The organism is Streptomyces sp. enrichment culture (genome assembly GCF_964272855.1).
In the GTDB taxonomy this organism is placed as follows: Bacteria; Actinomycetota; Actinomycetes; order Streptomycetales; family Streptomycetaceae; genus Streptomyces.
This window is the reverse complement of the sequence record NZ_OZ186847.1, coordinates 5,201,878-5,214,236: the sequence shown is the minus strand read 5'-3', so window position 1 is coordinate 5,214,236 and position 12,359 is coordinate 5,201,878. Positions and strand designations below refer to the sequence as shown.

Here is a 12,359-nt window from a genome sequence, read left to right as displayed (position 1 = left end):
CGTGGGTGGGACTCACGTCACAACACCCTCTGTGACGCCGCCGATTCACTCACCGCTCACGCAGCCGTGTCGTCACCCACGCGCCCGCCAGTGCCACCAACGCCATCGGCAGGAAGACGGCGGCGAAGGCGGCCGGATGGGAGGCCGCGTCCGCCGCGCCGGTCGTGGCGTGGGCCACTGTCCCGCCGCCGAGAGCGGCGAAGGCGGCACCGCCCGCCGCGAGGAGGATCACATTCGACAGGCCGTCGGAGATCTGGAGGGCGGCGGAGTTGGTGCCCGCCTCCTCGGGGGCGGACAGGTGGAGCATCAGCACGCTGGTCGAGGCGATCACCAGGCCCATGCCGAAGCAGCCGAAGCCCCAGGCGACGGCCACCGTCCACACCGGCACGGCGTCGATCAGCACGCTCGGCGCGGTCGCGACGGCCGCCGCCACCAGCACCATGCCCAGCGTCATCAGCCGCTCCCGGTACGGCTCCAGGCGGGGCCGCGACTGCACCCAGGAACCGAGCGCCCACGTCCCGCCGCCGGCGGCCAGCGAGAACCCCGCCATCGTGGGTGACAGGCCCCGCTGGGTGACCAGCATCAGCGGCACGAACGACTCCGCCGCGATGAACGAGCCCGCCGCCACGCCGCGCAGCAGCACCACCGAGGGCAGGCCTCGCGCCGCCCGGTAGGTGCCGCGCGGCAGCAGTCCGAGCGCCGCCGGCACGAGCAGCGCGGCGCCCGCCACGCCGGGCAGCAGGGAGATCCAGCGCAGGTCCTGGGCGGCGTACTGGAGCAGTCCGGCGCCGAGGGAGATGCCGAGCGCCAGGCGGATACGGCGGCCGTCGAAGGAAGCGCCCGCGCCGGAGCCGCCGTCCGCCCCGACCGCTCCGGACGCCCGGCGCCGGATCTGCGGCAGGGCCAGCGCCAGCGGGAGGACGACGAGGAGCGGTATGCCGACGAACACCCAGCGCCAGCCCAGCCGCTCGGTGACCGCGCCCGCGGCGAGCGGGCCGACGATCGACGGGACGACCCAGCTCGCGGCGAACGCGGCCATGATCGCGGGCCGCAGCCGCTCGGGGTAGGCCCGGCCGACGACCACGTACAGCGCGACGATCACCAGGCCGCCGCCGAGGCCCTGCACGGCCCGCCCGAGGATGAACAGCCACATCACCCCGGCCGTGCCGGACAGCAGCAACCCCGCGGCGAAGGCGGCGATACCGCAGGTGACCGGTCCGAGCGGGCCTCGCCGGTCGGACCACTGGCCCGAGAGCACCATCCCGGACAGGCTCGTCGTGAAGTACCCCGAGAACGCGAACGCGTAGAGCGACACCCCGTCCAGCTCCCGCGCCGCGACCGGCATCGCGGTCCCGACGGCGGTCGCCTCGAAGGCGATGAGGAGGACGACGGAGACGATCCCGATGCTGAGGGCCCGGTACGGCCGGGCGAGGACGCCGTCGCGCTCGACGGGGCCCGCGGGTTCGGGGGTGACTTCTGTGTCCGCGACCACGGCGTCGCGGGGTTCAAGGGCGGCCATGCACGTCAGAGTAAGGGGCACGAGGGTGTTTGACCCCTGTCGATAGGTGGTGATCTCCTCCGCCGTTGGTCCTACGCCGTCCTGCGGCACCCGTTCATGAACGGCGTGTGGCGGTCATGTTGCAGCGCGCCCGGATCCCTTGAGCCCGCGTTCCGGCCCGCCGTACGGTCGACGCGACACGTTGGCCGTGTGCCCGAGTGGTTCAGGGGCCAGACTGCAAATCTGGTTACGCGGGTTCGATTCCCGCCACGGCCTCCAGGCCCGTCATCGCCTCGCTGTTGTTCGTGCGCAACAGGCAGAGCGCGAGGACCAGTTCTGACACGTCCCGGTTCAGCGGGTCCAGACGGGCTTGCGGCTCGGTCCAGCGGAGGATCTCGCCGCTCGTGCCGTCGACCACCAGGCCCGCGTCGCCGGCCAGGCGGCCGAGGCGTATCAACTGGTCGGCGTCCCGCGGGAGTCGGTCGAGCGGGAAGCCGCCCGTGTACTCCTCGTCGGTGTAGAACTCGGTGAGCGTCGGCAGCGGCAGGTCCGTGTCCAGCGAGAACAGGACCTCGTCCGCCGGCAGACCGGTCTCGCGGAGGAAGCGGCGGGTCGGTTCATGGGTGAGCGTCACGGGGAAGTCGACGTCCTCGAAACGCGCCACGCGCCCCCGGCCGAACTCCTGGTCCAGCAGGCGCGAAGGCAGGTCGAGGGCGAGGCCGGACTCCGTGGCCGGGGTGCTGATCGCCGCGATGACGGCGCCGGTCGTGCTCATGGGAAGAACACTACGCGGCACCACTGACAATCGCCCCGACCAGCCGCGACGATCAGAACCGGCCGCTCACTGCGCGGTCACCACCGCCGCCTGCGGCCGGATCGGCAGCCGGTTCACCGGGCGGCCCGTCGCCGCCCGAACCGCCGACGCGACCGCCGCCGGCGACGCCACCACCGGCACCGCGCTGACCGCCTTGGCGCCGAACGGCGCGACCACGTCCCGCTCCTCGACGAGCTTGACGATCCGGATGTCCGGCGCGTCCAGGGCCGTCGGCAGGGCGTACCCCGTGAGGTCCGGGTGCCGTATCACCCCGCGCGGGGCCCGCAGGTTCTCGGTGAGCGCGATGCCCACGCCCTGGGTGACGCCCGCCTCGATCCGGGCCGCCAGCTGTGCCGGGTTCAGCACCCGGCCCACGTCCTGGGCGACCGCCAGCTCCACCACCCGTACCGAGCCCAGCTCGATGTCGACGTCCACCACCGCGCGGATCGCGCAGAACGCCATGCCCACGAAGGCGTCGCCCTGCCCCGCGCCGTCCAGCGGCTCGGTCGGGTGCGGGCGGCACTGCGCGGTCGCCCAGAGTTCCTTGCCCTCCAGGGCCTCGACGACGGTCGTCGACAGGACCCCGTCGTAGGAGGTGATCTTGCCGTCGGCGATCTGCAGCAGCTCGGTGGACATGCCGAACTTGTGGGCCAGCGGCTGCAGGAGCTGCGTGCGGACCATCTTCGCCGCGCGCTCCACCGCGCCGCCCGACACCCACGTGTGCCGGCCCCGGCAGCCCGCCCCGGCGGGCGGCTGGTCGGTGTCCACCGGAGCCACGTGGACCTCGTCGACGCCGAGGATCTCCTGCACGATCTGCCGGGCCAGCGTGGTGAAGCCCTGGCCGGTCTCGACGGCCGCGCACAGCACCGTCGCCACCCCGTCCTGCACCTTCACCGTGGCCGTGGAGACCTCGTCGGCGCCCTCCGCGCCGAGCATGTGCACCATGCCCAGGCCGTAGCCGACGCCCCGGCGCACCGCGCCCGGTTCGCCCGCGCCCTCGGGGCCGCCGGGCAGCAGCCACTCCTCCTCGGGGGTGTCCTTGGGCAGCGCGGGGAGGGGGAAGTCCCTTACGGCCTGGAGGAGTTCGGCGACCGGCGCGGGACAGGTCACCGTCTGGCCGGTGGGCAGGACGTCGCCCGTCGCCATGACGTTGCGCAGCCGCAGCTCGGCCGGATCGACGCCGAGCTTCTTGGCGAGCTTGTCCATCTGCGCCTCGTAGGCGGCGCACACCTGCATCGCGCCCTCGCCGCGCACATGGCCGGAGGGCGGGTTGTTGGTGCGGACGGCCCAGCCCTCGATGAAGGCGTTGGGGACGACGTACGGCCCGCAGGCGAACGCCACCGCCGCCGCGAGCGCCTCCGACGAGGTGTCCGCGTAGGCGCCCGAGTCCAGCAGGATCTGCGCCTCGACCTTGACCAGCCGGCCCTCGGCGTCCGCGTGGTGGCGGTAGCGCAGCAGGGTGGGGTGCCGGTGGGCGTGGCCGAGGAACGACTCCTCACGCGTGGCCGTGAGCTTCACCGGGCAGCCGGTCCTCAGGGCCAGCAGGCCGAGCGGCAGATGGAAGCTCTGGTCCTCGCGGTCGGCGGTGGCGCCGGGCACACCGGTGACGACGATCTTGACGCGTTCCGGTTCCAGGCCGTAGCAGGCGGCGGCCGTGTCACGGTCGGCGTGCGGGTCCGTGGAGGCCAGGTACAGCTCGACGCCGCCGTCCGGGCGCGGCACGGCGAGACCGGCCTCCGCGCCGATGGGGGCGGGGTCCTGGCGGCCGATGCGGTACAGGCCCTCGACGACGACCTCGCCGGCCGCCTCGGGGTCGCCGTGCCGCAGCGGGATGTGCCGGATCAGGTTGCCGTCGGGGTGCAGCGGCGCGGCTTCGAACGCCTGCTCGGGGTCGGTCACCGGGTCGAGCACCTCGTACTCGACGATGACGGCCGCGGCGGCCATCCGCGCGGTGTCCGGGTGGTCGGCGGCGACGGCGGCGATCGGCTCGCCGTGGTGGCGTACGACGTCGGACGCGAAGACCGGCCGGTCGGCCTTGCCCCGGCCGTAGAGCGCGCTCCCCGGCACGTCCTCGTGGGTGACGACGGCCCGGACGCCCGGCATCGCGCGCGCGTGGGTGGTGTCGATGGACGTGATCCGCGCGTGCGCGTGCGGGGCGCGCAGCACGGCCGCCCACAGCAGTCCCTCGGCCCACAGGTCGGCCGCGTACGGGAACGTGCCCTCCGTCTTCGCGCGCGCGTCGGCGGCGGGCAGCGAGGACCCGAGGCCGTGCGGGATCGGCTCCGGGGCGGGGCCGGCCTCGGCGGTGCCGGCCGCGGTGGCGGTGCTCGCGGTGACGGCTTCGTTGCTCACACCTGGCCTCCGTCCTGTCCCTGTCCCTGTCCGTCTCCGGGTCCTTGCCCGAACGACGGGTCGTGCGGCTGGAACGCCTCGAACGCCGACGGGTTGACGCCCCCGGCGCCCGGACCCGCCTGGTGCGGGATGCGGGCCTCGTCGGTCTCGGCCGCGTCGGACGCGGCGTGCGCGTCGCGTTCTGCGACGACCTCCTGGACCGCGTCGACGACGGCCCGGTAGCCCGAGCAGCGGCACAGGTTGCCGCACAGCGCCTGGCGGGTCTCCAGCTCGGTGGGCGCCGGGTTGCCCTCCAGCAGGTCGTGCACGGTCATCGCCATGCCGGGCACGCAGAACCCGCACTGCACCGCGCCGCACCGCGCGAGCGCCCGCTGCACGTCCGACGGCTGCCCGTCCACGGCCAGGCCCTCGACGGTACGGACCTCGCTGCCGGCGGCGGTCACGGCCGGGACCAGGCAGGAGGCCACGAGCCGCCCGTCGACCTGCACGTTGCAGGCCCCGCACTCGCCCTGCGAGCAGCCGTCCTTGGCGCCCGCCAGCCCGAGCCGTTCCCGCAGCACGTACAGCAGCGACTCGCCGATCCACGCGTCGGTGACGGGGCGGTCGCCGCCGTTGACGCGCAGCACGTAGGAGGCGAGGGGGTGCTCCTCGCCGGGGAGCGCGGGGGGGTCCTGCGCGGCGTCGGGCGCCGCGGCGGGCTCGGCGGCGTGCTCCTGCTCGGGGGCGGCGTCCGAGGGTGACGGCGGGGTGTCGGCGGCCTGCGCGGGTTCCGCGTCCGGCAGCCCCTCGGCCTCCGGGAGGCGCCCGGCCTCCGGGGGGGCCTCCGCGGGGCCCTCAGCGGGGCTCTCGCCGCCTGTGGAGGCGTCCGGAGCCATTCCGGTGGGCTCGGTGCCGTCGGGAGTCTCCACGCCCCCGGAGACGGCCTCCACGGCCTCTCCTGCCCCTGCCGTCTCCGGGGCTTCCGGGGCTTCCGGCGCTCCCCCGGCCTCCCCGGCCTCCGCGGCCTCCGCGGCCTCCGCGGCCGGTGCCTCGGCCGACTCAGCCTCCGTCTCCGCCTCCGGGAGGTGCCCCACGTACATGCCGTGCGCGGGCGTCGGCTCCGAGTGGGCCTGCGAGTGAGACTGCGAGTGGTCCTGCGGGTGCGTACCGCCGTCCGCGGCCGTCGCCTGCTGCGCCCACGCCTGCCCGGCGCCCTCCGTCGCCCAGGGCGCGGGCGCGCCGCCGGGCAGGGTGGCGGGCGGGGTACCGCCCCACTGCTCGACCAGGGCGGACGTGGTGAACTCGCCCGACTCGTCCGGCAGGTCGCCTCCGGCGACCGGGATCGACCACTGGCCGGTGACGTCGTGGCCGGGCGCGGGCAGCGCCTCCGGCTGCTCCTCGTACGTCTCCGGCGGCTCGGCGTACGTCCACTGCCCGGTCGCCCCGGGGTCGTAGGTGAACCGGTCGTGCGCGGCGTCCTGCTGCGGCACCGCCTCGGGGTCGGGCCACTGGGCGCCTTCGGCGGGCATGCTCCAGGCGCCGGTGGCCGCCGGGTCGGTGCCGGCGGTGGTGGCCGGGGCGACCGTTATGGGCGGGGGCACATAGCCGTGGCCGGGCGCGGCGAGCGGGCTCTCGGAGGCGGCGAGGAGCGCGTCGATGCCGCCTTCGGGCAGCTGCACGAACGCGGTGGCGCCGTCGTCGTAGTCCCCCTGGGGCAGCGGGTCCCAGCGGCCGCCGCCCTGGGGCGTGCCCTCTCCGTGCTGGTCGTCGGTCACGACAGCGCCCTCCCCAGTGCTCGTCGGGCCAGCGCGGCGACGGTGCGCCGCAGGTGCAGTACGGCGGGCGGCAGCGGCACCACGGAGCCGTCCTCGGCCGGCGCCGGGTCGGGGATGCAGGCCGCGGCGACGTACTCGCCGAAGGCGTGCAGCGCCTCCGGGACGATCGCGCGGTCGTTGTCCCAGTCGATGAGCTGGGCGACCCACTGCTCGGCCTCCAGGGGCCTGAGCGGCATCGGCGCAATGGCGCCCACGGCGCACCGCACGCCGCGCCGCGCGGGGTCGAGGACCAGGGCGACGGAGGCCGCGGCCCGCCCGGGGCCGGTCCGGCCGGTCGCCTTCAGGAAGACCTGCGGGGCGTGCAGCAGCGGCACGCGCACGTAGCCGATGAGTTCGCCCGCGCGGAGCATCTCCATGCCGGCCAGCAGGTGCGACACCGGGATCTCCCGACGGGCCCCGCCCTGGCCGGCGACGATCAGCGTCGCCTCCAGGGCGGCCAGCACCGGCAGCGCGTCGCCGGTGGGTGCGGCGGAGGCGATGTTGCCGCCCAGAGTGCCCGCGTTGCGGATGTGCGGCGGGCCCGCGGCGCGCGCGGCGGCGGCGAGCGCGGGGATCAGGGCGGCGAAGTCGGGACGGCCCATGCGCGCGTGCGTGAGGCCCGCGCCGAGCAGGGCGTGACCGTCCTGGTACTGCCAGCCACGGATCTCGCTGATCCGGCCGAGGCCCACCAGTCCGGCGGGTCTGAGCTGACCGGAGTTGACGGCGGTCATCAGATCGGTGCCGCCCGCCACCGGGACCGCGGCGGGCATCGCGGTGAGCGCCGCCACGGCCTCGTCGAGAGTGGCGGGCAGGGTGACGGCCTGCGCCGCCTGCGGTGCGTGCGTGGTCAAACCGGCTGCCCCTTCCCGCTGCCCCACCTGGTCCCGCCTGTGCTGCCGTACGGTACGTGCTGACAGGGCGGACGTGGCAACTCTGGCACATCTTCGCAGGGCCCGGACGCGGGGGTCCGCTAGGAGGCATTCGCCCACCTCATCGGGTAGATGGTCCGTTTGGGACGTACTTCACCGATTCAGCAGGATTGCCGCTCTTCGGGGAGACCGGGGGCCTTTTCCGTCACCTGTTCGGTGGCGGACCGTCGATCGGACGTCCCGGGACCCCGGGCCGCCGCTGCCACGGCCGCGGCCCCGACGGCGGCCGGTAGGCCACGCCGAGGGCGTCGAGGCGCCGGTAGTGGGCGGCCATCCGCCGTTCGAATCCGGCGAAGTCCCGTTCGTGCGGGGCGGGCAGGGCGCTCCAGGCGACCTCGGCGAAGGCGGCGAGACGCGGGAAGGCCTGGTAGTCCACGCGCGCGGGGTCCTCCATCACCTCCGTCCACAGGTTGGCCTGGGTGCCCAGCACGTGCCGGGCCTCCTCGGGCGTCAACTCCGGGGGAACCGGCTCGAACCGGAAGACGTCCTCCAGGGTGCGGACGTAGCCGATGGGGACCGGCTCGTCCGCGCCCGCGTCCTGCCGGTGATCCAGGTAGACCTGCTGCTCGGGGCACATGACCACGTCGTGGCCCGCCCGCGCGGCGGTCACCCCGCCCGCGTACCCGCGCCAGGACGACACGGCCGCGCCCGCCGCGAGGCCGCCCTCCAGGATCTCGTCCCAGCCGATGAGCCGGCGCCCCCGCGCGGTCAGCCACCGGTCGAAGTGGCCGATGAACCACGCCTGGAGCCCGTCCTCCCCGGCCAGTCCCAGTTCCCTGATGCGCGCTTGGGCCGCCGGGGAACTCCGCCACTGCTCCTTGGGGCATTCGTCGCCCCCGATGTGCACGAACTCCGACGGGAACAGCTCCAGCACTTCATCGAGGACGCCTTCGTAGAAGCGCAGGGTGTTGTCGGTGGGGGCGAGTACGTTGGGAGAGATCCCCCAGTTGTCCCAGACGGTGAGGGCGGTGGTGTCGATGACGTCGGTGTTCCCGAGTTCCGGATACGCGGCGATGGCGGCCTGCGAGTGGCCCGGTACGTCGATTTCCGGGACGACGGTGATATGCCGCTCGGCGGCGTAGGCGACGATCTCGCGGATGTCGTCCTGGGTGTAGTGGCCACCGTGCGGCTTCTCCTCCCACAGCGGCGAGGCCCGGTGACCGAATTTCGTCCGCGCCCGCCAGGAGCCGATCTCGGTCAGCCGGGGGTACTTTCCGATCTCGACGCGCCAGCCCTGGTCGTCGGTCAGATGGAAGTGGAAGACGTTGAGTTTGTGCGCCGCCATGAGATCCAGGTAGCGCAGGACGCCTTCCTTCGGCATGAAGTGCCGGGCCACGTCGAGCATGAGGCCGCGCCAGCGGAAGCGCGGGGCGTCCTCGATCGTGACGTGCGGCACGGACCGGGCGCGGTCCCGGCCGATCGGGGCCCTGCGGTACGCGTCGGGTCCGAGGAGCTGCCGCAGCGTCTGGGCGCCCCAGAAGGCACCGGCCGCGTCGCCGCCCTCGATCAGCACGCCGCTCCGGTCGCTGACGAGGCGGTACGCCTCCGGGCCCAGCTCGGGGTCGAGCCGCAGCGTGACGCCATCGCCGGCGGTGCCGTCGGCGTCCGGCGCCTCGGGCAGCGGCAGGCCGGTGGCCTGCCGGAGGTCGGCGCCCAGCCGGCGGCCGACGCCCTCCGTCCCGGTGCCGGCGCGGAGCCGGGAGCGCTCCGTCAGCCGCACCTCGCCGGAGCCGGCGACGACGCCGCGGGGTGCCGGAATCAGTTCCATCACGTCAGTCCTTGACCGCTCCGCCCAGCCCCGAGACCAGGCGTCGCTGTACGAGTACGAAGAACACCAGCACCGGAATCGTCATCACCGTGGACGCGGCCATCACGCCGCCCCAGTCGGGATCCTCCGGCTTGAAGAAGACCAGCAGGGCCATCGGCAGGGTCGACTGCGAGGTGTCGCTGACGATGAACGACCTGGCGAACAGGAAGTCGTTCCAGGCCGAGATGAAGGAGAACACACTCGTGGCCACCAACCCCGGGAAGACCAGCGGGAAAAGGACCTGCCACAGGAATCGCGCCCGGCTCGCCCCGTCGATGTACGCGGCCTCCTCCAGGGCCTCCGGGACCGCCTTCACAAACCCCCGCAGCATCCAGATCGCGAACGGCAGCGAGAAGGCGATGTGCGGCAGTATCAGCGACCCCAGAGTGTTCAGCTGGCCGAAGTCCCGCATGACGAAGAACAGCGGGATCGTGAGCGCCTCGACCGGCACCATCTGGGCCACCAGAAACATGATCAGCAGGGTGGTCCGGAAGCGGAACCGGAATCGGGTCACGGCGGTCGCCGCGAGAAACGCGACAAGCGCCGAGACGATCACCACGGAGCCCGCGACGATCACGCTGTTGAGGAAGTAACGGCCGAATTCCTGCTGCCCGAAGACCCGCCGGAAGGAATCCAGCGAGGGCGCGAGCGTCCAGGGCCGGGGCTCGCCGGACTCGATCTCCCCGGCCGGCCGGAAGGCGCTGAGCACCATCCAGTAGAGGGGGAAGGCGACGACGACCGCGATCAGCAGGGCCGAGCACTCGGCGGCCAGCCGCCACGGACGCCGCACACGCCACCGTGAAAGATTCACCGTTCCTCCCCCTGTCGGCGCAGCAGCCGCAGGTACACCAGCGTCACCGCGAGCAGGATCAGCAGCATCACCACGCCGATCGCCGAGCCGAGGCCGTACTCGGACGAGGCGAACGCCCGCTGGTATGCGTAGACGTTCAGCACCAGGTTCTGGCCGGCGATGCCGCCGCCGCCCGTCATGACGTAGATCTGGGTGAAGACCTTGAAGTCCCAGATGACCGACTGGATGGTGACGATCGCCAGGATCGGCCGGAGCATCGGCGCGAGCACCGACCGCCAGATCCGCCACTGCGAGGCGCCGTCCAGCGCGGCGGCCTCCAGTACCTCGGACGGCACCGCGCGGATCCCCGCGTACACCGTCACCATCACGAACGGGAACGAACACCAGACCACTTCGAGCAGGACCAGGAAGAACGCGCTGAACCGGCCGTACGTCCAGGAGTGGTCGCCGAGCCCGAGCAGCCGGTTGACCGGCCCGAAGTCCGGGTCGAACAGCAGCAGCCAGACCGTGGAGCCGGTGACCGCCGGGGTCGCCCACGCGCCCAGCGCGGCCAGCATCAGCGCCAGCCGGGGCAGCGCCCGCACCCGGGTGAGCAGCACGGCGAGCGCGCAGCCCACGGCGAGCGTGGCCACCACGCAGGCGGCGGCGAACAGCACGGTGGCCAGCAGTACCCTCCAGAACTGCCTGTCCCCGAACAGCTCGGTGTAGTTGGCCGGCCCCCGGAAGACCGTCGGCTCACCGCCACTGACCTGTGCCTGCGTGTACTCGAACAGCGAGATCAGCCCGAGCTGGTAGATCGGATAGACGAGCAGCCCGCCGAGAACGACGAGCGCGGGGGCGAGATACAGCCATGGGGTGGTCTGACGCCGGGCGGGGCGCGGGGCTGTGTCGAATCCGCGGCTACCGCCGCGCGGGCGCGGGAGACCACTGCGAACCCGCACCCGCCCGCGCTCCGCGGCCCCCGCCCCGGTAGGTACCCCGCTCACCCGGCGGAGCCGAACGCGTCGTCCATCTTCCTCGCCGCGTCCTGCGACGCCGCGGCCACGTCCTTCCGGCCGCTGACGATCTCCTGGAACATGGTCGGCAGCACCAACGAGGAGTCGATGCGCGCCCAGGCCGGCGAGGCGGGCACGAACTTCGCCCCGGCGGCCAGCGTCCGCACGAAGGGCCGCACGAACGGCTCCTTCTCGGCGGCCTCGCGCCGTACGTCCGTGAACGTCGGCAGGAAGCCCATCGCGTCGAAGAGTTCGCCCTGGGTGCGCTTGCCGGCGAGCCGCTTCATCAGGTCGACGGCGAGGGTGCGGTGCCCGGTGCTCTTCAGGACGCCGATGTTGTTGCCGCCCGCGAAGGCGGGCGCGATCTCCCCGGCCTTCACCCCGGGCAGCGGTACGACGGCGTACTTGCCCTTCACCGCGCCCGCCTCCACGGCCGCGTGGCTGAAGTCCCCGCCGATCGCCATGGCCGCCTTGCCGGACGCGAAGGCGGTGACCGTGTCGTTGCCGCCCATGCCGGCGCACTTGGGGGCGGGGCAGTTGTCGTCGCCGAAGAGGGAGGTGTAGGCCTCGATGCCCCGCCGGGCGGCGGCGCCGTCGACGGCGGAGACGTAGGAGCCGCCCTCGCGGGTGGCCAGCTCGCCGCCGTGGGCCCAGACGAACGGGAGCGCGCCGTAGGTGTAGGCGCCGCCGACGGCGAGGCCGTACAGGTCGGGCCGGGCGGCCCGGATCTCCTTGGCCGTCTCGATCAACTCGGACTGGGTGCGGGGCACTTCGAGTCCGAGGTCGTCGAAGACGTCCGTCCGGTAGTAGAGCGCGCGGACACCGACGAAGAACGGGGCGCCGTAGACCTTGCCGTCGACCGTCACCGACTGCCGGGCCGTCGGGTCGGTGTCCTCGGCCTCGGGCCAGGCGGCGAAGTCCCCGGTGACGTCGGCGAGCCCGCCGTCCTTCACATAGCCGGCGGTGTCGGTGTTGCCGTACTCGATGACGTCGGGCGCGGAGGCGGGGTCGTTGAACGCGGCCTTGATGCGCTGGGCGCGGCTCTCGACCGGGATGTACTCGACGGAGACCTCGGCGCCTTCGTGGGCCTTCTCGAAGCTGTCGACGACGGCGTCGACGACTCGTTCCTTCGGCTTGTTGCCGACCTCCTGGAAGAGCCAGACCCGCAGGGTGCCGCTCTTGTCGTCCTTGTCGGAGCCGCTGGTGTCGGTGGTCTGGGGGGCGCAGGCGGTGGCGGCCATGACGGCGAGGAGCACGGCCAGACGGGCGGGGAGCTTCATGAAGCGTTCCTCCGGCGTTTCGTTGCAACATGCGCAATGACTGTTTTGCTCTGCACAACACCACGGAGGCTAGGTACTAC

Annotated in this window: 9 protein-coding genes and 1 tRNA gene; 1 reads left to right on the top strand and 9 read right to left on the bottom strand. The window is 73.4% G+C overall.

Going from position 1 to position 12,359, the window contains the following annotated elements:
* Positions 1 to 49 precede the first annotated feature (49 nt).
* The gene (locus ACSU6L_RS22890; RefSeq protein WP_437059561.1) at positions 50 to 1,519 is read right to left on the bottom strand and encodes an MFS transporter; all 1,470 of its coding nucleotides are present in this window, start codon (positions 1,517 to 1,519) and stop codon (positions 50 to 52) included.
* A 183-nt stretch (positions 1,520 to 1,702) separates the two neighbouring features.
* Between ACSU6L_RS22890 and ACSU6L_RS22885 the strand changes: the two genes are divergently transcribed.
* Positions 1,703 to 1,777, top strand: a tRNA-Cys gene (locus ACSU6L_RS22885).
* Here ACSU6L_RS22885 and ACSU6L_RS22880 read toward each other — a convergent pair.
* The 8 genes from ACSU6L_RS22880 to ACSU6L_RS22845 all read right to left on the bottom strand — a co-directional run bounded on the left by ACSU6L_RS22880 (position 1,746) and on the right by ACSU6L_RS22845 (position 12,279).
* The gene (locus ACSU6L_RS22880) at positions 1,746 to 2,273 is read right to left on the bottom strand and encodes an SUKH-4 family immunity protein (protein WP_073938245.1); all 528 of its coding nucleotides are present in this window, start codon (positions 2,271 to 2,273) and stop codon (positions 1,746 to 1,748) included. The genes ACSU6L_RS22885 and ACSU6L_RS22880 overlap by 32 nt on opposite strands.
* 66 nt (positions 2,274 to 2,339) lie before the next feature.
* A complete protein-coding gene (locus ACSU6L_RS22875) occupies positions 2,340 to 4,664 on the bottom strand; it encodes a xanthine dehydrogenase family protein molybdopterin-binding subunit (RefSeq protein WP_437059559.1) in 2,325 nt (774 codons plus the stop codon).
* On the bottom strand, positions 4,661 to 6,418 hold the full coding sequence (locus tag ACSU6L_RS22870) for a 2Fe-2S iron-sulfur cluster-binding protein (RefSeq protein ID WP_437059557.1): 1,758 nt from the start codon (positions 6,416 to 6,418) through the stop codon (positions 4,661 to 4,663). Before ACSU6L_RS22870 ends, ACSU6L_RS22875 begins: the two co-directional genes overlap by 4 nt.
* A complete protein-coding gene (locus tag ACSU6L_RS22865; RefSeq protein WP_073938242.1) occupies positions 6,415 to 7,308 on the bottom strand; it encodes an FAD binding domain-containing protein in 894 nt (297 codons plus the stop codon). The genes ACSU6L_RS22870 and ACSU6L_RS22865 overlap by 4 nt, the downstream gene beginning before the upstream one ends.
* A 223-nt stretch (positions 7,309 to 7,531) precedes the next feature.
* Entirely contained in the window at positions 7,532 to 9,154 is a 1,623-nt protein-coding gene (locus ACSU6L_RS22860; protein ID WP_437059554.1) for a beta-N-acetylhexosaminidase, read from the bottom strand.
* A gap of 4 nt (positions 9,155 to 9,158) precedes the next feature.
* Complete coding sequence (locus tag ACSU6L_RS22855) at positions 9,159 to 10,004, bottom strand: carbohydrate ABC transporter permease (RefSeq protein ID WP_437059552.1); 846 nt, start codon at positions 10,002 to 10,004, stop codon at positions 9,159 to 9,161.
* Positions 10,001 to 10,945: a carbohydrate ABC transporter permease gene (locus ACSU6L_RS22850; protein ID WP_437059550.1), complete on the bottom strand. Its 945-nt coding sequence runs from the start codon at positions 10,943 to 10,945 to the stop codon at positions 10,001 to 10,003. Before ACSU6L_RS22850 ends, ACSU6L_RS22855 begins: the two co-directional genes overlap by 4 nt.
* A gap of 41 nt (positions 10,946 to 10,986) precedes the next feature.
* Positions 10,987 to 12,279 (bottom strand): extracellular solute-binding protein, encoded by a 1,293-nt coding sequence (locus ACSU6L_RS22845; protein ID WP_437059548.1) that lies wholly within the window; start codon positions 12,277 to 12,279, stop codon positions 10,987 to 10,989.
* Positions 12,280 to 12,359: the final 80 nt, after the last annotated feature.